The sequence below is a fragment of the Streptomyces sp. SD31 genome (genome assembly GCF_052068475.1).
GTDB lineage: Bacteria > Actinomycetota > Actinomycetes > Streptomycetales > Streptomycetaceae > Streptomyces.
In genome coordinates this window covers 328,164-349,922 of the sequence record NZ_JBQHCX010000009.1, presented here as the reverse complement: position 1 = coordinate 349,922, position 21,759 = coordinate 328,164, and the positions used below count along the sequence as shown (strand labels likewise).

Below are 21,759 nucleotides of genomic sequence, written 5' to 3'. Positions count from 1 at the left end.
ACGGCTGGATCTCACGCTGTACTCCTTGCTGTGCGGCTCCTGCGTGGCAGATAGACCAGCGCCTCGGTACCGGCGAAGCGCAGGACGAAGGTGATGACCAGGGCCAGCGCGGTGGCCGGCAGCACGGCCAGCCCGAACTGGCCGACGAGCAGCGCGATCAGCGGGATGCGCAGCACGAGGTCGGCGTTGGCGAGCAGCGCGAACCGTGCGGTGCGGTCGGCCCAGTGGCGGTGCCGGCGGCGGTCGCGGAACAGCAGCTTCTCGATGAGCAGGAAGTTCCAGGCCACGCCGAACTGGTTGGCGACGATCTCCGCGGGGAGGTAGTGCAGCCCCGCCTGCGTCAACGCCCACAGCGCGGCCAGGTTCGGCACGAACCCGGTCAGCCCGATCAGCCCGAACACCACCATCCGGGCCAGCGGATCGGCCGTACGCAGCCCGGCGAGGTGCCGCAGGAAGCGGCGCCCCTCCGCCGCCGTGGACTTGGACTCCCCCGCGAACCGCTCCTGGAAGACGAACGGCACTTCGGTGACCGCGCGCGGGCGGCTCCGTACAGCCAGCTCCAGCAGGATCTTGTAGCCGAGGGGCTTGAGCGCCTGCGCGGTGATGTCGCTGCGGCGGATGGCGAAGAAGCCGCTCATCGGGTCGCTGATGCCGTGCAGCCGGCGCGGGAACAGGGACTTGGTCAGCCAGGTCGCGCCACGTGACACGGCCACGCGGTAGCTGCCCGCGAGCCCGGCCCGGCTGCCGCCCTTGATGTACCGGGAGGCGACGACGAGCCCCGCGTTCGCCCGCTCGCCGGTGGCGACCAACTCCGGGACCAGGGAGGGCGGATGCTGGCAGTCGCCGTCCATGACCACGATCCAGTCCGACCCGGCGGCCTTCATCCCCTCGACGACCGCGCCGCCGAGCCCGCCGACGGGTTCGTCGCGGTGGATGACGGTGACGGGGAACGGGCAGTCCTGCGCGGCCTCCTTGATGACCTGCGGGGTGTCGTCGGTGGAGTCGTCCACGAAGACGACCTCGCAGGGCAGCCGGGACGGCACGGATTCGGTGATCCGGTGCAGCAACTGCCGTACGTTCGCGGACTCGTTGAAGGTCGGTACGACGATGGTGACGGCGCCCGGCTCGGCCACCTCGGCCACCTCGGCGACCTCCACGATCGGATCGCCCAGCTCCTCGGGGGCGGTGTAATCCTGGCTCATCGAACGCCTCCGGAGGCTGTCTGGATCTGGCGGATCTCGATGCGGTCCTCGCCGCGGCCGAACACGGCGACCGCCACCGAGTGCTCCATCGCCGCCTTGACGTTGGGCAGGTCCACCGCGTCCCGCCGTACCGTCGGGGAGGCGACGACGTAGTCGAGGTCCTTCCAGCCGCGCGGCATCGTCTTCGTCACGGCAGGGTCGAGGTCGGCCTTGTAGAACCAGATGGCACCGAGCCCGGGCCGGTACCCGGCGTGCACCAGGTCCAGCCACAGCGCGTCGTCGACGAGCACCCGGGTGTCCTTCGGGTCCTCCACCTCCGTCGCCAGCCATTTCGAGGCGGCCTGGTAGGGCGCGTTGGCGTCGGCGGTGACGGCGGTGCGGTCGCCGTCGTACCAGCGCGGGACGACATAGGCGCCGGCGGCGACCGCGAGCACGGCCGCGAGGGCGTACCGCCCGCCGGTGACGTATCGGTTCTCGGCCTCGGAGCGCCATCGCCGCAGTACGGCGTGGGCGACGGAGGCCGTTCCTCCGGCGAGGACGAGGGCCAGGAAGGGCAGCGCCTGGATGACGTACATGGCGGGCAGGTAGCCGCCCGGGCGCATGGCCACCAGGGCGAGGATCACCACCGCGAACGACGGTCCCGCCAGCGACCGGGCCGTGACCGACCAGCGCCAGGTGGCCAGGAGCAGCAGGCCGCCCGCGAGGCCGCCGAGGATGAGGACGCGGTCGTAGTAGAGCCAGGACTGCAGGACGCCGTAGGACCCGGAGCCCCGGTCGAGGATGAAGCCCGAACCGGGCCTGGTCATCTGGTACGTGATGCCGTCCCAGAGCGAGACGTGCCCGCTGCCGGGGAACAACTCGCCCTTCAGCAGGGCGAACAGGGGGTACGAGAGGCCGATCAGCGCGCAGGCCGTGACGGCTCCGGTGAGGGCGAACTTGCGGGTGTCGCGATGGCTGTGCCGCCACATGGTGACGAAGACCGCCGGGAGGACGAAGAGCATCGTCTCCTTGGTCAGTACGGCCGTCGCGGCCGCGATCCCGGCGCCGAAGTGGTGCCAGAGGTGGCGGCTCGGGGAGGCGGCGAGGGCGAACGCGAGGAGCGTCCACATCACCGCGAGGTTGTCGAGGAAGATCTCCCGCTGCAGGACGACCGACAGGGGCGAAAGGCCGAACAGGACCATGCCGAGCCCGGCCGCCCAGCGCGGCAGGGACAGCCGCCGCCCGAGCACGTAGACGAGGACCGCGCTGACCGCGCTGATGACGAGCATCGCGGCGCGCATGGTGCCGACGGTCATCGACTCGGGGCTGAGCGCGGCCGGTATCCAGGTCAGCAGGGCTATCTGGATCCAGCCGAGGGGCGGATGGTCGTACCAGTACGTGTAGTGGGCCAGACCCCGGCCCTCCTGGACCGCCCAGGCCTGGGCGAGGTAGGTGCCCTCGTCGTCGCTGAGGGTGGGGTAGTCGGCGATGTTCCAGCCCTGCACGACGAGGATCGCGACCAGGAGGACGCCGCACGAGATCAGGTCGGGGCGGGAGGAGCGGAGGCGGTTCGGCGGGTCCGTTCGACCGGTCGAACGCGTTTCAGGGACAGGTTGTCTCTGCGCGGGGACCTTCGGAGTGGTCACCGCGGGGAGGGTGGAGGTCACGCAGGGACGTCCTCTCGGAGGTCACGGGTCACTTCGGCGGTGGCGAGATGCGCGCCGACGTGGGTGGTCAGCTCCCAGTCGTTCCGGCCGCGCTGCTCACGCCATACGGCGCGGACGGCGGCCCCGGCGAGGAGCACCTGGTAGAAGGGGCCGCCCACGATGAGCTTCAGGTAGTGGACGAAGCGGACGCGCAGTCCGTACTGCTTGCCGAAGTCGTGCAGTCCGACGACCTCGAAGACGAAGGTGACGAGCGCGGTGACGGCCGGCAGGAAGGTGATGAAGGCGATGGTCACGGACACGTCGAGGAACACCGCGATCGCGATGTTGAGCGGGATGATGAGCCCGGTGAAGGCCTGCATGAACGGCGTCATGAGCGTGTACCGGGCGAGCAACCGCTGCCCGAAGGTGGGCAGTTGCTTCCAGTCCTTCTTCCGGTAGACCTGGAGGAAGCCCTGGTTCCAGCGGGTGCGCTGCTTCAGCAGCGACATCAGGCTGCCGGGCGTCTCCTCCTTGGTCACCATGTCGGAGTCGTAGGCGACGACGACCTTCTTGCCGACGCTGGAGAGCCGGACGCCCAGGTCGCAGTCCTCCGCGAGGCAGTTCGGGTCCCAGCCGTCGGCTTCCCTGAGCACGTCCGTCCGTACGAAGACGGTGTTGCCGCCGAGCGGGATGAACCCCTTCTGCGCGTGCAGGTGCAGCCGCGACCGGAACCAGAAGAAGTACTCCAGGCAGTTGCGCAGGCTGTACCAGCTGGAGTGGAAATTGATCAGCTGGACGCCGCCCTGGACCACGTCCGCCTTCGTCGTCCGGAACGCGTGGTCGACATGGGCGAGGAGCTCCGGGTGGACCTGGTCCTCGGCGTCGAAGACCCCGACGACGTCGCCGCGGCAGTGCGGCAGCGCCGTGTTCATGGCCTTCGGCTTGTTCTTCTTCTCGTGGGTGTCGACGACGACCCGCACCCGTGGATCGCGAGCGGCGGCCCGCTCGGCGACCTCCGTGGTCTCCGGATCGTCGTGCCCGACGATGACGATGATCTCGAAGTCGGTGTGTGTGGACTCCAGCAGCCGCTGGATGGTGTGATCCAGCACGGCCTGTTCGTGCCGGGCCGGCAACAGCAGCGAGAACGACACATGCTCGCCGCCGTCCGGTCTGCTGAACCGGGTGGAGGCGAGCACCTCGGGCGTACGCCACGCGTGCATCTGCCACCACAAGGTGAAAGCCGCCATCCAGAACAAGGCCAGCGAGACGACGGCTATAAAGACAGACGTCAGCAACAGATCCCCCCAGATCCCCAATGCCCCCTGCCGCGACAGCACGTCACATCTGTCGCGGAACTGTGTAGACATTAGGGGGGATCTGTGAAGTCCGCAGGCGGTTTGGATGAAGAGCTCGTTTCATCACAACGAGCCCCGAGAGTGAACAATTCGAACACGGCTTGCGTAACTGCCCCGTGCACACCGCCGTTTCAGCTGCTCAGCGCTGTTCGCAACCGGTCCGGATCGGTGGTCGGGGCGTCGCACGTGAAGTTACGGCAGACGTAAGCAGCGGGTTGACCCTGCTGCAGTGGACGGTCGACGAGGAGCGGGAACTCGCCACTCTCCGGAGTTCCCACGGCCACGACCGCACCCGGGGCCGTGCCCAGAAGAGCCGTGCGGTGCAGGGCCTTTGTGGCGGGCTCGTCCATCGCCGGTCCTACGACCGCGACCTCACGCGGCCCGTCGAGGTTGGCCTCGGCTACGGCGAGCCCCCAGCCGATGAAGCGCGGGACGCGCGGGCCGAGGGCCTTGACGACGCCCAGCGCCTTCTCCGCGGCGACGCGGTGGGGTTCGGCACCGGTCTGCGCGGCGTAGCTCAGCAGGGCGCCGGCCGCGGCGCTCCAGCCGGAGGGGGCGGCGTTGTCGGTGGGGTCCTGGGGGCGGCGGATCAGCTGCTCGGCGTCGGCGGCCGTGTCGTAGAGGGCGCCGGACTCCTCGTCGGCGAAGCGGGCCAGGACGTGGTCGAGCAGGAACCCGGCGAAGTCCAGCCACACGCCCTCACCGGTGACGGAGGCGAGCGCGAGGAAGCCCTCGGCGACGTCGCCGTAGTCCTCCAGCACACCCGCGTTGGCGCCGGCCTTGCCGTCCTTGCTGGTGCGGGCGAGGCGGGCGTGGTCGTCCAGATGCAGCCGTACGAGGAGGTCGGCGGCGCCGAGGGCGGCGTCCACGAGATCGGGGCGGTCGAAGTAGGCGCCGGTCTCGGCGAGGGCGGCGATCGCGAGGCCGTTCCAGGCGGCGACGATCTTGTCGTCACGCCCGGGGGCGGGGCGGTCGGCCCGCGCGGCGAGCAGGCGCTCCTTCACGGAGGCGATCCTCTCGGCGTCGAACACGCCCTCCTGCTGAGGAAGTTGGAGGACGGAGGAGCCGTGCTCGAACGTGCCTTCCTCGGTGACGCCGAAGTAGTGAACGGCGAGTTCGGCGTCGTCGTCGCCGAGCACCTCGCGCAGCTGCTGCGGAGTCCACACGTAGTACGCGCCCTCGACGTGCTTGCCGGTCCCGTCGTCGCTGTCGGCGTCGAGCGCGGAGGCGAACCCGCCCTGGTCGGTACGGAGTTCGCGCACCATGAAGTCGGCGGTCTCCAGGGCGACCCGGCGGGCGAGCTCGGACCCGGTGGCCCGCCACAGGTGGGCGTACACCCGGCACAGCAGGGCGTTGTCGTACAGCATCTTCTCGAAGTGCGGCACGATCCAGTCGCGGTCGACGGAGTAGCGCGCGAACCCGCCGCCGAGCTGGTCGTAGATCCCGCCGCGGGCCATCCGCTCACAGGTGTCCTGGGCCATCTGCAGCGCGCCCTCGGCCCCCGTCCGCGCATGGTGCCGCAACAGGAACTCGATCACCATGGACGGCGGGAACTTGGGCGCGCCCCCGAACCCGCCCCGCTGCGGGTCGTACTCCCGGGTGAGCCCGAGCAGCGCCTGCGCGAGCTCCTCCTCACCGGGTGCCTCGGTGCCGCCGTAGGAGATCTCCCGTCCGGCGAGATCCCGCACGATCTTCCCGGCGACCTCGGCGACCTCGTCCCGCCGGTCGGTCCAGGCACTGTGGACGCCCTCCAGCACCTGCCGGAAGGACGGCATGCCGTGCCGGGGGGCGGGCGGGAAGTAGGTGCCGAAGTAGAAGGGCTCGGCATCGGGCGTGAGGAAGACGGTCATGGGCCAGCCGCCCTGGCCGGTGGCCGCCTGGACGGCCTCCATGTAGACGGCGTCCACGTCGGGGCGTTCCTCGCGGTCGACCTTGACGCTGATGAAGTGGGCGTTGAGGTAGTCGGCAGTCTCCTGGTCCTCGAAGGACTCGTGGGCCATCACGTGACACCAGTGACAACTGCTGTAGCCGACGCTGAGCAGGACCGGTTTACCGCTCTTGCGCGCCTCCTCGAAGGCCTCGGCCGACCACGGCCACCAGTCGACGGGGTTGTCCGCGTGCTGGAGCAGGTAGGGGGACGTCTCGTGAGCCAGTCGGTTCGGCATGGGGTCCATCCTGCCGCAGTACCCGGTCCGTCACGCGGCAGGCGTCTCCCAGACGGTGACCTTGAACTTCGCGATGCCGCGGCCGTGGGGTGCGGAGACGACGCTCAGATGGGCCGTACGGCCCTCGTTCGCCCCCGGTCGTGCTGACCGTGAGGTCCCTGCTCTCGCGTCGGCGGTCATGACGACCGGTGCGGTCATGTCGTCCGACGAACCCGGGTCGCTCACGAGGACGCGGATTCTGCGGACCCTGCGGCGGCCCCGCCGGCCCGTTGTCCGTCCAACTCATGTGCTCCCCCGTCCTGCCCTGGCGTGTCCGCGATCACGACAGCCACACCCTCCCTTCCCGCCCATGCCCTCCAACTCCCGGACGCACGCGGTGCTCGCAGTCCGCTCGCCCTCTCGCCCCGATGCCCCTGGCGCAGCACACTTGACCAACGGAAAACCGGGAAGGCACCAGGGAAAGCCGTAGCCGCCGGAGGGGGACGTGACATGCGGGACAGTCATCGGGCGGATGCCGAGCGGCTGTTGGCTCGGGCCGTGGAGGAGGAAGTGCGGCGCTCGGGCGGGCGCGCCGATGGGCAGGTGCTGCTGTCACGGGCGCGCGGGGAACTGGACTCCATCGCGCAGGCGGCGGCCGAGGAGTACGAGGCGTACACCCGCGCACTGGACGAGGCGGAGGCCGGCCGGCTGACGTTCGGGCAGCGGTTCGCGCGGGAGGGCGGCGGTACGCCGCTGATGGTGGCGGGCGTCGCGGCGCTCGCGGCCGTCGTCACCGACCTGGCGCTCGGCACGGGCACGGGCACCGCGGTGGGCGCGGGCGTGACCGTCGGTGTCGTGGGGGCGGCGGCGACGGTCGTGAAGGTGGCCGGCACGCATCTGCCGGCCGCGCACCACCGCGCGGGCGCCGTGGGCCAGCCCGGCGGGCCGGAACAGCTGCGGCTGCAGTGGCTGACGGCGCTGGAGGTACGGGGCATCCGTCCCTTCCTCGACCAGCAGCGGGTGCTGAGCGCGTCCACCGGCCCGAAGAAGACGGGGCCGCGGCTGAAGGGCGCGGACAAGAGCGCGGCGGCCCGCGGCCGGAGCGTGCTGGCGCAGTCGTTCGGCCAGCTCCCGGAGCCGATCGGTCCGTTCGCGGGCCGCAGACAGGAGATGGCCCGCATCCGGCAGTGGGTGCAGGCGGCGCGGGCGAGTACGGAGACGAAGCCGACGGTCGTGGTCCTGCACGGGGCGCCCGGCAGTGGTCGTACGGCATTGGCGGTCCGCGCGGCCCATGACCTGAAGGACCAGTTCCGCGGCGCGTGCGTGGTGGACCTGCGCGGCGACACCGCGGAGGAGCCACCGCTGCCCACCCGGGACGCGCTGCTGCATCTGCTGAACCGGCTGGGCGCCCCGCGCGAGCAGCTGCTGTTCCGCGAGCGGTCCTCGCCGGAGCAGCAGGTCAAGCGGCTGAGTGAGCTCTACCACCAGCACCTCACGGGCCTCCCGGTCACCGTCGTACTGGACGACGCCTCGGACCCGGAGCAGGTCCGCACCCTCGTCCCCGAGCGCTGCGACAGCCTGGTCCTGGTCACCGCACGCGAGCCTCTCGACCTGCCCGCGGATCTCGCCGCCCGGGTGCACCAACTGCCGGTGGAGTCGCTGGACGCGGCCGGCGCGGAGGAGCTGCTGAGCGTGGCGGCGCAGGACTCCTCGGGTCCCTACGACGCCGAATCCGCGGACCGGATAAGGGAGTTGTGCGGGGGGTTGCCGCTGGCGCTGCGCATCGCGGGCTCGGCACTGGGGCCGCGTTCACCGCGCACGCTGGCGACGGACCTGGGGGCGTACGGCCCGGTGGAGCCGATCGAGCGGGTGCTGTGGCTGCGCTACACCGACCAGTCGGAGCCGGCGAGACGCCTGCTGCGCCGGCTCGCGCTGGCGGGCCGGGCCTCGCTGGGCGCGGCAGCGGCGGCGGCGCTGCTGGCCACGGACGAGGCGGAGGCGACCCGCCACCTGGTGGCCCTGGCCGAGGCGGGCCTGATCGACCACGTCCGCGGCAACCGCTACCGCCTGCACGACCTGGTCCGCGCCTTCGCTCACGCCCGCCTCCTCGACGAGGAGGAGCCGGCGGAGCGTACGGCGGCGCAGGAGCGGCTGATCGTGAACTACGCCGACCTCGCCGACTCCGTCCTTCGCCTGGTCGACGGCAACATGTCGACCCGCTCGGACCGCTTCAGCCCGCACGGCTTCACCTCGCTGGACGACGCGCTGCGCTGGCTGGACGACGAGTCGAGCTTCATCACGGCAGCCCTGCGGCACACGGAGGATGTGGACCAGGCGGCGGTCCTGAACCTGCTGGGCGCGCTGTGCGACTACTGCCTGCTGCGCGGCGACCTCTACCGGCTGGGCGAGATCAGCGAGCTGGCGCGTGGGGGTCCGCCCGCTCGAGCGAAGTCGGGAGTGGAGGAGGGGGACCAGGGCCTGCTGGTGCGCTCGGTGCAGTGGCGTACGGGCATCGCGGCCCGCCAGCTCGGCGAACTCGACAAGGCCCGCACGACCCTGACCTCGGTGGTCGACCTCTACATGGAGGCGCATCACGACGCGGGCGCCGCCCGGGCCCTGTGCTCCCTCGGCATCACCCTCCACCACCAGGGCAACCTGACTGAGGCGGCGGCCAAGCTCCGCGAGGCCCTGAACCTGCAGTCGGCCCCGGCCCTGGCGACGGACCGCGCCTGGACGATGCACGCGCTGGCGGCGGTGGAACGGGACCGCGGCCGCATCTCCGAGTCCCTGGAGCTCCTGACGGGCTCCCTCGCCCTGCACCGCGCCGGCGAGTCGATCCACGGCGAGGCCTGGGCCCACTTCCAGCTCGGCCAACTGGGCCTGCGCATGGGCGACGTACCGCGCGCGGAGTCGGAGCTGCGGACAGCCCTGGACCTGTACGGCCGTACCCGCGACGCCCGGGGCGAGGCCTGGGCGATGACCCAGCTCGCCCGCGCCCGCCTGGTCGCCGGCGACCCGTCGGCGGCGGTGGACGCCCTGCGCCGGGCGGCCTCGCGCCACCGCGACAACGAGGACGCGCGCGGCGAGGCGTGGTCCGTCTACTACCTGGGCCAGTCCCTGGAGGAGACGGGCAACCTGGACCTCGCGGTACGGGAGCTGGAACGTTCACGCACGATGTTCTCCCGTATGCGGGACGTGTACGGCCTGGCGTGCGCCCGGCACCACTCGGCGCGGGTGACACGGGACCAGCGGGCGGCCCAGACGGGTTCCCTGCGCAACTCCGGTTTCGCGCGCCAGCTCCTGGTCGACGCCCGCGCCGACTTCCAGCGCATCGGCGTGGCCCACGGCGAGGCATGGACGTGCCTAGAGCTTGCGGTGGTGGACGCCGGGAACGCCCGTACGCAGCAGGCGCTGACCCTGTGCGAGGACGCGGTCGGTCTGTTCGTGTCCTACGGCGACCGCAGGGGCGAGGACTGGGCCCGCTTCCTGCGCTGCACGCTGCTGCCGTACGCGGCGCCGGGCGGTGTCGAGGTCGGGACGGCCGTGGCGCAGGAGGAGCTGGCCCAGCTGGGGCGCGACGGGCATGCGCTGCGGGACGGCAAGCTCAGCGACTACGTCGAGGCGTATCTGCTCCTGCTGGAGCGCGGGGTGAACCTGGAGGACGGGTGGCAGGCCTGGCGGCTCGGCATGGTGCCCAACCGTCATGCGCGGGAGGTGATGGGGGTGGGCGTCGCGGCCGGGGCGTAGACGCACGGACCGTCGGCGTCGGGCGCGGGCCCGCGCACAGTACGACTGTACGGTCCGTCACACCTGTGGGTGACGGACCGTACCGGCGAGGACGCCGCCCGTGCTCAACGGCGGGTGCGGCGTACGTGCACCCGCCCGGTCGGCCCTGCTACGGCTTCGCCGTGCGGGAGGCCGTGGTGTCCTGGGCGTTCCCGGCGTTCCCGGCGTCCGCCTTCGGGTCCGGGGCCTCTTTGAAGTCGACCTTGCTCATGTGGCGGTTCATGGACTTCATCAGGCCCCACACCGCCAACGCCATCACCGCGAAGACGATGAAGCCGAGGACGCCGGGGGTGACCTTGTCCTCGTCCACCTCCTTGGCGAGGGTGGTGAGGTGTGTCATTGCCAGGCTTGCGCTTGCGCTCATGTCAGGCATTGTCGCGGATGCCCGCAAAGAGGTCGTCCTCGGGGAGGGAGGTATCGACGAGGGACTTCGCCAGCTCGTACTCCTCCGTCGGCCAGACCTCCTTCTGGAGCTCCATCGGCACGCGGAACCAGCCGCCGTCCGGGTCGATCTGGGTGGCGTGCGCGATCAGGGCCTTGTCGCGGATCTCGTAGAAGTCGGCGCACGGGACGTGTGTGGTGAGGGTGCGCTCGTCGCGCTGGAACTCGTCCCAGCGCTTGAGCCAGTCCCCGTACGGCGACTCCAGGCCGCGCGCGATCATCGCGTCGTGCAGCGCCTGGGTGCGCGGGCGGTTGAAGCCCTGGTTGTAGTAGAGCTTGAGCGGCTGGTAGGCGGGCCCGAACTCCGCCTCCGGGTACTTCTCGGTGTCCGCCGCGCCCTCGAACGCCACCATCGAGATCTTGTGGGTCATGATGTGGTCGGGGTGCGGGTAGCCGCCGTTCTCGTCATAGGTGGTGATCACCTGGGGCCGGAACGAGCGGATCTGCTTCACCAGCTCGCCGGCCGCCTTGTCGACGTCCTCCAGGGCGAAACAGCCCTCCGGGAGCGGGGGCAGCGGGTCGCCCTCGGGCAGGCCGGAGTCGACGAAGCCGAGCCACTCCTGCTTGACCCCGAGGATCTCGCGGGCCTCGTCCATCTCCTTCTTGCGTACCTCGTGGATGTGCTCCTCGATGTACTTGTCGCCCCGCAGCTTGGGATTGAGGATGGAGCCGCGCTCCCCGCCCGTGCAGGTCACGACCAGCACGTCCACCCCCTCGGACACGTACTTCGCCATGGTGGCCGCGCCCTTGCTCGACTCGTCGTCGGGGTGGGCGTGGACGGCCATCAGTCGCAACTGGTCAGTCAAGACTCAATCCTCATAAGTCGGCGCCCGGTGTGAACCGGTGCGATCGGCGGCTTCTATAGTGACCGAATCGGGGGGCGGATAATTCCGGGGTACGGCCCGCAGGCCCCTTTTGGGAGATCCGTCCCGCCCCTGCCGAGAGGACGATCATGAGCACGGCGAGCACGCGGCTGCCCGAGGGCCGCTACGGCCGCTCCTCGGACGCGCGCTCCGACCGGACGCTCAAGGTCGTCGGCGCCGCCCTCGGGGTGGCCCTGCTGGCGCTGGTCGGCTACTTCGGCTACCACTACGTCGGCCAGAACAAGATCAGCGCCGAGGTGATCGAGTTCGACGCCGGCAAGGACGCGGTGAAGGTCCACCTGGAGGTCCGCAAGGACGCCGGTGCCTCCGGGTACTGCACGCTGCGCTCCCAGGCGGAGAGCGGCGCCGAGGTCGGCCGGGCCGACTTCCGCTTCGAGGGCGACGCCACCCGGATCGACAAGGTCGTCACGCTCCGTACGACGTCCCAGGGGACGACGGCCGAGCTGCTCGGCTGCCACGCCGACTGACCCTGCCGACTGACCCCGCCGACTGACCCTGCCTTCGGACCCGCGACGGCCCCCGACGGATCCGCGACCGACCCGCGATCGAACCGCGACCGGAATCGACCGCCACTGGTCGACACCGACCGGATTCGCCCGGAATCCATAGGCGCTGACCTGCGTTGACGTGATTCTGATGGCTTATGTCCTCCCCCTTCGGGCATTGAATTGTTAGGCTCGTGGTTTCGCCCATCCGTGGAGGAACATCCTTCTGGGTAGGGCGATGCTTTGTATTCCCAGTACCTACGAGGAGCACCTGTGACCCAGACCAGCGAGAACGTCACCTGGCTGACCCAGGAGGCGTACAACCAGCTCAAGGCCGAGCTGGAGTACCTGTCTGGTCCTGCGCGTACGGAGATCGCCGCCAAGATCGCGGCTGCGCGCGAGGAGGGCGACCTGCGTGAGAACGGCGGGTACCACGCGGCCAAGGAAGAGCAGGGCAAGCAGGAGCTCCGCGTGCGCCAGCTGACCCAGCTCCTGGAGAACGCCAAGGTCGGTGAGGCGCCGGCCTCGGCGGACGGTGCGGTGGCCCCCGGCATGGTCGTGACGATCGCCTTCGACGGTGACGAAGACGACACGATGACCTTCCTGCTCGCCTCGCGCGAGTACGCGAGCGCCGACATCGAGACGTACTCCCCGCAGTCCCCGCTGGGTTCCGGCGTGATCGGCCACAAGGTCGGCGAGGACGCGGAATACGAGCTGCCGAACGGCAAGAAGGCCTCGGTGAAGATCCTGAAGGCCGAGCCCTACAGCGGCTGACCCGGACCGCACGGCGGCCGACCCCGCCCGGCACGTCCTTGACGAGCCCCCGGCGCCCACGTGGCGCCGGGGGTTTCGTCACGTCGGGACTTCGTCCCAGGGTTTCGTCACGCCGTCGCCGAGCGGTACTTCCGTACCGCGAGGGTGCGGAAGACCACGATGATCAGGACCGAGTAGATCAGCGAGGCCCAGACCGGGTGCTGCATGGGCCAGGCGTCCGAGGGTGAGACCCCCGGGTTGCCGAAGAGCTCGCGGCAGGCCTGGACCGTGGCGCTGAAGGGGTTCCAGTCGGCGACGTGACGCAGCCACGGGGTCATATGGCTGGTGTCCACGAACGCGTTCGAGATGAAGGTGACTGGGAAGAGCCAGATCAGCCCGCTGGACGTGGCCGCCTCGGGAGTACTGACGGACATTCCGATCAGGGCGCCGATCCAGGTGAACGCGTACCCGAGCAGGAGCAGCAGTCCGAAGGCCGCCAGCACCCTGCCCGCGTTGGTGCTTCCGTCCGACCCGATGCGCCAGCCGACCAGCAGGGCGACCACGGCCAGGACGACCAGGGTCAGGGCGGTCTGGACGAGGTCGGCGAAGGTACGCCCGGTGAGCACCGCACCCCTGGCCATGGGCAGGGAGCGGAAACGGTCGATGAGCCCCTTGTGCATGTCGTCGGCGATGCCCGCGCCCGAGCTGGCGGTGGCGAAGGTGACGGTCTGCGCGAAGATGCCCGCCATCAGGAAGTTCTTGTAGTCGACGGCACTGGTACTGCCACCGATCTGCATGGAGCCGCCGAAGACGTAGGTGAACAGCACCACGAACATGATCGGCTGGATGAGCCCGTAGATGATCATCTCGGGGATCCGGGACATGCGGATCAGGTTGCGTTTCGCGACGACCATCGAGTCCCGGACGGACTGGCTGACCGGGTTCGTGGCCGGCGCGACCCGCACGGCGTCGAGAGCACTCACTTGACGGCCTCCTTGCCGTTCGCCTCGTCCTTCACCTCGGCCACGTGTCCTGTCAGGGACAGGAAGACGTCGTCGAGGGTCGGGCGGCGCAGCCCGATGTCGTCGATCTCGATACCGCGGGTGTCGAGCTCGCGGATGATCTCGGCGAGAAGCTTGGCGCCTCCGGTCACGGGGACGGTGAGCTTGCGCATGTGGTCCTCGACCGTGGTGTCGCCCTTGCCGAAGCCGCGCAGCACCTCTGAGGCGGACTGGATGTCCTCGCGCTCGTGCACCACGACTTCGACGCGCTCGCCGCCGGTGCGGGCCTTGAGCTGGTCGGAGGTGCCTGTGGCGATGACATGGCCGTGGTCGACCACCGCGATCTCGTGCGCGAGGTGATCGGCCTCTTCGAGGTACTGGGTGGTCAGCAGCAGTGTCGTACCGCCCGAGACCAGTCGCTTGATGACCTCCCACAGCAGCTGACGGTTGCGCGGGTCGAGACCGGTCGTCGGCTCGTCCATGAACATCACGGGCGGTGAGACCACCAGGGCGGCCGCGAGGTCGAGGCGGCGGCGCATGCCGCCGGAGTAGGTCTTCGTGGGACGGTCGGCGGCGTCGGCGAGGTCGAACTGTTCCAGCAGTTCGACCGCGCGGGCCTTCGCCGCCTTCGCCTTCATCTGGTAGAGCTGGCCGACCATCTGCAGGTTCTCGCGGCCGGTGAGGTACTCGTCGACCGCCGCGAACTGGCCGGACAGGCCGATGGAGCGACGCACGGCGTCGGGATGCTTGAGGACGTCGATGCCCGCGACGACCGCCGAGCCGCTGTCGGGACGCAACAGGGTGGTCAGACAGCGGACGGTCGTCGTCTTGCCCGCGCCGTTCGGCCCGAGCAGGCCGAGGACCGTGCCCTCGGGGACATCGAGGTCGACGCCGTCCAGAGCCCTTACGTCACCGAAGGTCTTCACCAGGCCTTCGGCATAGATGGCGCCTGGCATATGAGTCTCCACGTCGTTGGGGATTACTGGCCATGCAACACAGACACACCATAACGCGATGTATCGCGTCTCTCAATGGACTTACTCGAACGAGTGACGAAGAGTGGCCTGACCTCAGCCGATGACCGTGTAGCCCGCCTCGCGCAGGGCCTGGCCGACCTCGACGCAGTGCGCGGTGCCCTTCGTCTCCAGGTGCAGCTCGACCTCCGCCTCCGTGAGCCCGAGCCGTGGGTCGGTCCGTACGTGACTCACATCGAGGACGTTAGCGTCCACCACTGACAACACCCCGAGAAGCGTGGCGAGCGCGCCCGGCCGGTCAGTCAGCCGCAGCCGTACGGCCAGGTAGCGGCCCTGCGCGGCCATGCCGTGCCGCAGGACGCGCTGGAGCAGCACCGGGTCGACGTTGCCGCCGGACAGCACCGCGACGACCGGGCCCTCGAAGGCGCCGGGGTCGCTCAGCAGTGCCGCGACCGGGCTCGCCCCGGCCGGTTCGACGACCAGCTTGGCCCGCTCCAGGCAGAGCAGCAGGGCGGTGGCCAGCTCGTCCTCGGTGACCGTGCGGACCTCGTCCACCAGGTCGCCGATGATCCGGAACGGCACGTCACCGGGCCTCCCTACCTTGATGCCGTCGGCCATCGTCACCGGGTTGTCGACCGCGACCGGGTGGCCGGCCGCCAGCGAGGGCGGATACGCCGCCGCGCCCGCCGCCTGCACACCCACGATCCGCACGTCCGGCCGCAGCGTCTTCACCGCCATCGCGATACCCGCGGCGAGCCCTCCCCCGCCGATGCCGACGACGATCGTCCGCACCTCCGGGCACTGCTCGAGGATCTCCAGGCCGACCGTGCCCTGGCCCGCGATGATGTCGGGGTGGTCGAAGGGGTGGATGAACACGGCGCCCGTCTCGGCCGCGTACTCCTGCGCGGCGGCCAGCGTCTCGTCGACCACCTGGCCGTACAGGCGCACCTCGGCGCCGTAGTCCCGGGTGGCGCTGATCTTCGGCAGCGGGGCGCCCTTCGGCATGAACACCGTGGAGCCCACGCCGAGCAGCGCCGACGCCAGGGCGACGCCCTGAGCGTGGTTGCCGGCGCTCGCGGCCACGACCCCCGCCGCCCGCTCCTCCGGCAGCAGCCCGGCGATCCGCACATAAGCGCCGCGCAGCTTGAAGGACCCCGTCCGCTGGAGGTTCTCGCACTTGAAGTGCACCGGCGCGCCCACCAGCTGGGACAGGTGCCTGCTGCCCTCCATCGCCGTCACCCGTGCCACGCCCGTCAGCATCTTCTGGGCGCCGCGCACGTCGTCGAGGGTGACGGGCGGCAAGGAGTCAGCCGTGCTGTAGCTCATGACTCAAGTCTCGCAGTTCACAGGCGCGACGCCCTGGTGTGACCAAGCACCGAGATGTGTTTGCGCAGCGCCGGTACACCCCGCGTCCGGGCCGCGTACCCTGTCCCCCAACCCAGCACCCCCTTCATGAAGTGAGCCCCCGGCCATGCCCACAACACCTGAAATGTCGATGGACATGACGACCGTCGCCGACAGCGGTCTCCTCGACACGCTGCAGCATGAGGTGGCGGTGTTCGCCCGTCGTGCCGAACAGACCCGGCTCGGTGGGGTCGGGCAGGTGCGCAACTCCATGGACCGAGCCGCATACCTGCTGCTCAACCGCCTCGACAAGGAAGGCCCCATGGGCGTGAAGGCGCTCGCCGCGAGCATGGGGATCGACTCCTCGACGGTCACCCGGCAGGTGGCGCCCCTCGTCGACACCGGGCTCGTCAAGCGCACCTCGCACCCCGAGGACGGCCGGGCCGTGGTGCTCCAGCTGTCCCCGCGCGGGCAGTCGCGGCTGGAGGAAGTGCGCTCGTCGCGGCGTCAGTTGATGGCCGAGCTCACACACGACTGGGCCCCGGAGGAGCGCGAGGCGTTCTGCACGCTCCTCACCCGCTTCAACACCGCGCTGTCCTCGCGGATGGCGGCGCAGGGGATCACGGGCGCGGAGTCGCCCACGGCGTCCTGAGGGGCGGGGCGCCCGCCCAGCGCGTGCCGGATCCTGTCTCGCCCCCGCCGCCCCTACCCGTCCCATCCCCAGGAGCTGCCGCCCCTTCGCCCCCGCCCTCCTGGGGGCCTGCGGCCCTCAGACCCCCGCTTCGGCCCTGCACGGGCCTCGTCCTCAAACGCCGGACGGGCTGGATGAAGCGGGCCGGCACCGAGAAGCGATGGTCAGCGCCGCAAGACCTAGCCCCCAGCCGCTGGGCGGAGGCTTGGGGTGGTGTGGCCTCGTCGCGTGCGTGCTCATGTGATCGGTTCCCGGCTCTTGACCCTGGGCCGCCGCTGGCCTCATATGAAACCGGTGGGCGCTCAAGACGGGAGGGGCGGTGGGACGACGGCGTGCGGACCAGGACGCCCGCCGGGCCCGGGAGTTCGAGACGTTCGTCGCGGGCGCGGCAGGGCGGCTGCTGCATGCCGCCACGCTGCTCACCGCGGAGCCGCCGGACGACAACCCGCGCGCGCGGCGCCTGCTGACGCTGTCCCTCGCGCACACGTACGCGTGCTGGGACCGGCTGCGCGGCGAGGACCCGTACGACCGCGCCCGCGAGTACCTGGCCACCCGCTTCTCCCGAGCCGCCTGGCATCAGTACGGCGGCCTGGGCTCCCTCGGCCGCTCCCGGCCGCACCCCGACAGCCCGCTCGCCCGGCTCTCCCCGCAGGAACGCCTGATCCTGGTCCTGCGACTGTACGAGGGTGTCGCCGAGGAACAGGCGGCGGCCCTGCTCGGCCTGCCCCGGGAGCGTGTCCACGCGCTCTGCGACCGGGCGACGGCGACCCTGCTGCATCCGCCGCGCGGGCCGGCACCGGCCGGGCTCGAAGCGAAGGTGGCGTCCCCATGAATCGCACCGAACGTGAGGCGGCCGCACGGCGGATCATGGAGCGCACGCCGCCGTCGGTGCCGCCGGAGCTGTACCCGGAGGTCGTGCGGCGCGGTGGCCGCATGCTGCGCCGCAGGACGGCCGCCGTACGGCTGATGTGGCTGCTGCTGTTCGCCGCGACGGTGGCGTTCGTCGTGTGGGCGCTGATGGCCCGCCCGTGGGTGGAGCCGCCGTCGGAGACGACTCCACCGCTGACGGGCTGGTGAGGGCCCTTCCCGCAGGCCCCTGACTAGCCGAGCGCCTGCTGGAGGTCCTCCAGGAGGTCGTCGACGTTCTCGATGCCCACGGAGAGGCGGACGAGGTCGGCGGGTACCTCCAGGGCCGAGCCGGCCGCGGACGCGTGCGTCATGCGTCCCGGGTGCTCGATGAGCGACTCCACTCCGCCCAGGGACTCCCCGAGGGTGAACACCTTGGCCCGGTTGCAGACCTCGACGGCCGCCTCCTCGCCGCCGGCGACCTGGAAGGAGACCATGCCGCCGAACGCTCGCATCTGCTTGGCGGCGACCTCGTGACCGGGGTGCTCGGGCAGCCCCGGGTACAGAACGCTCGTCACGCGCGCGTGCCGGCTGAGCATGTCGGCGATCTTCGTGGCGTTCTCGCTGTGCCGGTCCATGCGCACCGACAGCGTCTTGGTGCCACGCAGCACCAGCCAGGAGTCGAAGGGCCCGGCGACCGCGCCCATCGCGTTCTGGTGGAAGGCCAGTTCGTCGCCCAGGTCCGAGTCGCTGACGATCAGCGCGCCCCCGACGACGTCCGAGTGACCGCCCATGTACTTGGTCAGGGAGTGCACCACGACATCCGCGCCCAACGACAGCGGCTGCTGCAGATACGGCGTGGCGAAGGTGTTGTCGACGACGAGCTTCGCGCCGGCGTCCCGGGCGATCTGGGCGACGGCGGCGATGTCGGTGATGCCGAGCAGCGGGTTGGAGGGGGTCTCCACCCACACGACCTTGGTCTTCGGGGTGATGGCGGCCCGCACGGCAACCGGATCGCTGGTGTCGGCGACCGACCACTCGACCCCCCACCGCGCGACGACCTTCGCGAACAGCCGGAACGTGCCGCCGTACGCGTCGTTGGGGATGACCACGTGGTCGCCGGGGCTGAGCAGCGTACGCAACAGGCAGTCCTCGGCCGCCAGTCCGGACGCGAACGCGAGCCCCCGGCGCCCGCCCTCCAGGGCGGCGAGGTTCTCCTCCAGGGCCGTCCTGGTCGGGTTGGCGCTACGGCTGTACTCGTAGCCGCCACGCAGGCCGCCCACGCCGTCCTGCTTGTAGGTCGAGACCTGGTAGATCGGCGGGACGACGGCGCCGGTCAGGGGATCGGCGGTGTTGCCCGCGTGGATCGCCAGGGTCTCGAAGTGCTGACTGATGTGCCTGTCACTCATGGGCACCGAGCGTAATGCGCGAACGGGGCGGATGCCGGACGGCGGGGTTTTTCAGGCAGCCGCCCGGAACCGGAGGCCGAGACCGAGACCGAGACCGACTGCCAGCTGCCCGGCGCCGGGTGACTGCGTCGGCCGGGCCGAGTCCCAGGCGCCGTTCACTTTGCGAGTCGCCCGGCGTGGGAGCTGGGCGGAGGTTGGTCGCGCAGCCCGGCGCTGACGGGGCACCGCCCGCGCCCACCCGTGCCGCCCCAGCGGCACGACTGCCCGCGGCTAGGACGGCGGGGCACCCACGGGGCTGGGGCGGGATGGTCGGCGGCTGAGCTGTGGGATGCCCCAGGGCTGCGGCGCGGCCCGCGGCTGGGGCGAGACGGCCCCCCGGGCCCGGGCGGAACGCCCCCCGGCCCGGGCGGAACGACCCCCGGCACGGGCGGGACGGCCCGCAGTCGCGTACGGCGGCAAGGGGACGTGCCGGGGGGTGTCCGCCCGCAGAGTCCGGTGTCAACAAACGGCACCTCTCGCCCAACGCCCACCACCGGACCGAGGACGGACACCCCCCGGCACGGCCCCGACCCACAACCCACCCGCAGGCGCTACCCACACCCCCACCCCACCAGCACAGGCCGCCGCAGGCACCCGACACGCACCCCCACCGAACAGCAACAGGCCGCCGCAGTCACCCCCGGCCCAACCGCCGGAGGCCAACACGTTGGCCAATTGTCAGTGGCGTCTGGAACGCTGGAGGCATGGAGATTCTCTGGGTCCTGATCGCGCTCGTCATGATCGGCTTTGTGCTGGTGCCGTTCATGAGGCGCCGCCGGGGCATGATCGAACAGGTCCCGCCGGGCCACCCCGACGCCGCGGACCCGGCGAACTACGGCTTCGTACGGCAGGAGGAGCTGGACGTCCGCATGCCCGGCCCCGACCAGGACCTGCTCGACGTCCTGGACCTGGTGCAGCGCACCCAGGACTACCGCGCGGCCTCGCAGCTGCTGGCCGGCACGGAGGCGGCGGGCGAGGTCCGCTGGCAGCGGGTGCAGGCCTTCGCCGGCGCCGCGTCCCTGGAGCTCCAGCAGCGTCCGGGCGGAGTCAGCGAGTCGCCGGGCGGCCAGTGGCTGCGGGTGTGGCGGTCCGAGCAGCCCAAGGACGCCGGCGGGGCGGCCGTACACGCGGAGTTCCTGGTGCAGCAGGCGTGGCGCACCGCGACGCCGGGCACGGACGAGTTCCGGATCATCATGGAGGAGGCGAAGTCGGCGTGCGGCGACGCTGCGCTGCTCGCCCCCGGTGACCCGATCCCGTACATCATCGAGCTGTCGGTCGCGCGCGGACTCGCCTACTCCCAGCCGGAGTTCGAGCAGCTCTGGCTGAAGATCCTGGACCGCGCCCCGGCCCACATGGGCGCGCACCTGGCGGCCCTGCACTACTGGTGCGAGAAGTGGCACGGCTCGCGCAAGTTGGCGTACGACTTCGCGGAGGCGGCCGCGGCCCGCGCCCCCCAGGGCTCCCTCCTCGCCGCCATGCCGCTCTTCGCGGTCTTCGAGCATCTGCCCGAGGTGAACCTGGTCAGCGGCTTCTACCAGAGCGAGGTCGTGACGAAGGCGATCCACGGCGCGCTGTACGCGGTGCACGCGGCCCGCCCCGACGACCCGATGCTGGCGCACGTACGTCATCTGCTGGTCTTCTTCCTGGTCCGCGGCGAACGCTGGGCGGAGGCCATGAACGAGCTGATAGCGGTCGACGGCCACGTGGGCGCGCTGCCCTGGACCCTCTCGCCCGACCCCGCCGCGGAGTTCGCGGTCTACCGCGCGCTGGCGGTGGCGGGCTACGAGGCGAACGGCGGCAGCCCGGCGACGCTGCCGCACTGAGCAACAGCCTCACCATGGTTGGGGGCGCGGGGCGGAATCCGAGGACGCGGCCGTACGTTGAAGGGGGTACCGGCCGGTGGGGAGGCATCCCTGCCGCCGTACCGCAGTCGTGGCCCCCGGCCCGCGAGGTCCGAGTGGCCCCGTGAGTCCCGTGTCCCCTGAGCCCGTGTGTCCCGCGAGGAAGGAACCCTCATGCTCTTCGGCCGTACGCCCGTCCTGCCCACTCCCGAGCAGGCGCTGCGAGGCCGCCCCGAGCCGGCCTTCACGGTCCCCGACCGCCACACGGTTCTCGGCAACCCGCTGCTCGGCCCCTACCCCGAGGGCCTCGAGGTCGCCGACTTCGGTCTGGGCTGCTTCTGGGGCGCCGAGCGCAAGTTCTGGCAGCTTCCGGCGGGCGTGTGGACGACTCTGGTCGGCTACCAGGGCGGTCACACCGAGAACCCCACCTACGAAGAGGTCTGCTCGGGCATGACCGGCCACACCGAGGCCGTGCGCGTGGTCTTCGACCCAAGCGTGATCTCGTACGAACGCCTCCTGAAGACCTTCTGGGAGGCCCACGACCCGACCCAGGGCTTCCGCCAGGGCAACGACGTCGGCACCCAGTACCGCTCCGCGATCTACACGCACACCCCGGAACAGGCGAAGACGGCCGAGGCCTCCCGCGAGTCGTACCAGCAGGTCCTGACGGGATCCGGCTACGGCACGATCACGACCGAGGTCCTTCCGGCGGAGGGTCGGACGTTCTATCCGGCGGAGGGGTATCACCAGCAGTACCTGGACAAGAACCCCGCGGGCTACTGCGGGATCGGCGGGACCGGGGTGTCCTGCCCGATCGGCGTTGCCCCCGCAGAGGGCTGAGCACTGCGCCACAACCGGACACAGCCGCCCACCGCCTCCGCGGCAGCCTGAATCGGGAGGAACGTGGCGCCGCCTGATGATGGGCGACTGGGCGGGACG

At 70.9% G+C, this 21,759-nt stretch carries 19 protein-coding genes; 8 read left to right on the top strand and 11 right to left on the bottom strand.

Annotated elements, in window-relative coordinates; translation table 11 throughout:
* Positions 1-11 precede the first annotated feature (11 nt).
* From ACTMVF_RS21670 to ACTMVF_RS21650, 5 genes are all read right to left on the bottom strand, one after another.
* Positions 12-1,202, bottom strand: coding sequence for a glycosyltransferase (locus ACTMVF_RS21670; protein WP_441272727.1), 1,191 nt, complete (start codon positions 1,200-1,202; stop codon positions 12-14).
* Entirely contained in the window at positions 1,199-2,848 is a 1,650-nt protein-coding gene (locus ACTMVF_RS21665; RefSeq protein ID WP_441272726.1) for an ArnT family glycosyltransferase, read from the bottom strand. The genes ACTMVF_RS21670 and ACTMVF_RS21665 overlap by 4 nt, the downstream gene beginning before the upstream one ends.
* Positions 2,845-4,122 carry a glycosyltransferase gene (locus ACTMVF_RS21660; RefSeq protein WP_441272725.1) on the bottom strand — a complete coding sequence of 426 codons (1,278 nt, stop codon included), beginning with the start codon at positions 4,120-4,122 and terminating at the stop codon, positions 2,845-2,847. Before ACTMVF_RS21660 ends, ACTMVF_RS21665 begins: the two co-directional genes overlap by 4 nt.
* Positions 4,123-4,313: 191 nt before the next feature.
* A complete protein-coding gene (locus ACTMVF_RS21655; protein WP_441272724.1) occupies positions 4,314-6,347 on the bottom strand; it encodes a thioredoxin domain-containing protein in 2,034 nt (677 codons plus the stop codon).
* 30 nt (positions 6,348-6,377) lie between these two features.
* Positions 6,378-6,572, bottom strand: a complete 195-nt coding sequence (locus ACTMVF_RS21650; protein ID WP_441272723.1) for a hypothetical protein — start codon at positions 6,570-6,572, stop codon at positions 6,378-6,380.
* A 264-nt stretch (positions 6,573-6,836) separates the two neighbouring features.
* On the opposite strand from ACTMVF_RS21650, the gene ACTMVF_RS21645 reads away from it, so the two are divergent.
* Complete coding sequence (locus tag ACTMVF_RS21645) at positions 6,837-10,073, top strand: tetratricopeptide repeat protein (protein WP_441272722.1); 3,237 nt, start codon at positions 6,837-6,839, stop codon at positions 10,071-10,073.
* A gap of 148 nt (positions 10,074-10,221) precedes the next feature.
* On the opposite strand, the gene ACTMVF_RS21640 is transcribed toward ACTMVF_RS21645, so the two are convergent.
* Together ACTMVF_RS21640 and mca are read right to left on the bottom strand one after the other, a co-directional pair.
* Positions 10,222-10,485 (bottom strand): hypothetical protein, encoded by a 264-nt coding sequence (locus ACTMVF_RS21640; RefSeq protein WP_441272721.1) that lies wholly within the window; start codon positions 10,483-10,485, stop codon positions 10,222-10,224.
* Positions 10,478-11,359 carry a mycothiol conjugate amidase Mca gene (gene mca / locus ACTMVF_RS21635; RefSeq protein WP_441272720.1) on the bottom strand — a complete coding sequence of 294 codons (882 nt, stop codon included), beginning with the start codon at positions 11,357-11,359 and terminating at the stop codon, positions 10,478-10,480. The genes ACTMVF_RS21640 and mca overlap by 8 nt, the downstream gene beginning before the upstream one ends.
* A gap of 146 nt (positions 11,360-11,505) precedes the next feature.
* Here mca and ACTMVF_RS21630 point away from each other — a divergent pair, with 146 nt between their 5' ends.
* Both ACTMVF_RS21630 and greA read left to right on the top strand, forming a co-directional pair.
* Positions 11,506-11,904 (top strand): DUF4307 domain-containing protein, encoded by a 399-nt coding sequence (locus ACTMVF_RS21630; RefSeq protein WP_441272719.1) that lies wholly within the window; start codon positions 11,506-11,508, stop codon positions 11,902-11,904.
* A 291-nt stretch (positions 11,905-12,195) separates the two neighbouring features.
* Positions 12,196-12,696: a transcription elongation factor GreA gene (greA, locus tag ACTMVF_RS21625; protein WP_441272718.1), complete on the top strand. Its 501-nt coding sequence runs from the start codon at positions 12,196-12,198 to the stop codon at positions 12,694-12,696.
* A gap of 107 nt (positions 12,697-12,803) precedes the next feature.
* Here the strand turns inward: greA and ACTMVF_RS21620 are convergent, their stop codons facing one another.
* The 3 genes from ACTMVF_RS21620 to ilvA form a co-directional block, all read right to left on the bottom strand.
* A complete protein-coding gene (locus ACTMVF_RS21620) occupies positions 12,804-13,658 on the bottom strand; it encodes an ABC transporter permease (protein ID WP_441272717.1) in 855 nt (284 codons plus the stop codon).
* Positions 13,655-14,632, bottom strand: coding sequence for an ATP-binding cassette domain-containing protein (locus ACTMVF_RS21615; RefSeq protein ID WP_441272716.1), 978 nt, complete (start codon positions 14,630-14,632; stop codon positions 13,655-13,657). Before ACTMVF_RS21615 ends, ACTMVF_RS21620 begins: the two co-directional genes overlap by 4 nt.
* A gap of 114 nt (positions 14,633-14,746) precedes the next feature.
* Positions 14,747-15,976: a threonine ammonia-lyase gene (gene ilvA / locus ACTMVF_RS21610; protein ID WP_441272715.1), complete on the bottom strand. Its 1,230-nt coding sequence runs from the start codon at positions 15,974-15,976 to the stop codon at positions 14,747-14,749.
* Between the two features lie 163 nt (positions 15,977-16,139).
* Between ilvA and ACTMVF_RS21605 the strand changes: the two genes are divergently transcribed.
* The 3 genes from ACTMVF_RS21605 (at position 16,140) to ACTMVF_RS21595 (ending at position 17,762) form a co-directional block, all read left to right on the top strand.
* Complete coding sequence (locus ACTMVF_RS21605) at positions 16,140-16,646, top strand: MarR family winged helix-turn-helix transcriptional regulator (RefSeq protein WP_441272813.1); 507 nt, start codon at positions 16,140-16,142, stop codon at positions 16,644-16,646.
* A 358-nt stretch (positions 16,647-17,004) separates the two neighbouring features.
* Entirely contained in the window at positions 17,005-17,517 is a 513-nt protein-coding gene (locus ACTMVF_RS21600) for a sigma factor-like helix-turn-helix DNA-binding protein (protein ID WP_441272714.1), read from the top strand.
* Complete coding sequence (locus ACTMVF_RS21595) at positions 17,514-17,762, top strand: hypothetical protein (RefSeq protein WP_441272713.1); 249 nt, start codon at positions 17,514-17,516, stop codon at positions 17,760-17,762. Before ACTMVF_RS21600 ends, ACTMVF_RS21595 begins: the two co-directional genes overlap by 4 nt.
* A 23-nt stretch (positions 17,763-17,785) precedes the next feature.
* On the opposite strand, the gene ACTMVF_RS21590 is transcribed toward ACTMVF_RS21595, so the two are convergent.
* Positions 17,786-18,940: a cystathionine gamma-synthase gene (locus ACTMVF_RS21590; RefSeq protein WP_441272712.1), complete on the bottom strand. Its 1,155-nt coding sequence runs from the start codon at positions 18,938-18,940 to the stop codon at positions 17,786-17,788.
* A 743-nt stretch (positions 18,941-19,683) separates the two neighbouring features.
* Between ACTMVF_RS21590 and ACTMVF_RS21585 the strand changes: the two genes are divergently transcribed.
* Complete coding sequence (locus ACTMVF_RS21585; RefSeq protein WP_441272711.1) at positions 19,684-20,802, top strand: hypothetical protein; 1,119 nt, start codon at positions 19,684-19,686, stop codon at positions 20,800-20,802.
* Between the two features lie 192 nt (positions 20,803-20,994).
* The gene (msrA, locus tag ACTMVF_RS21580; protein WP_441272812.1) at positions 20,995-21,660 is read left to right on the top strand and encodes a peptide-methionine (S)-S-oxide reductase MsrA; all 666 of its coding nucleotides are present in this window, start codon (positions 20,995-20,997) and stop codon (positions 21,658-21,660) included.
* The last annotated feature ends 99 nt before the right edge of the window (positions 21,661-21,759 follow it).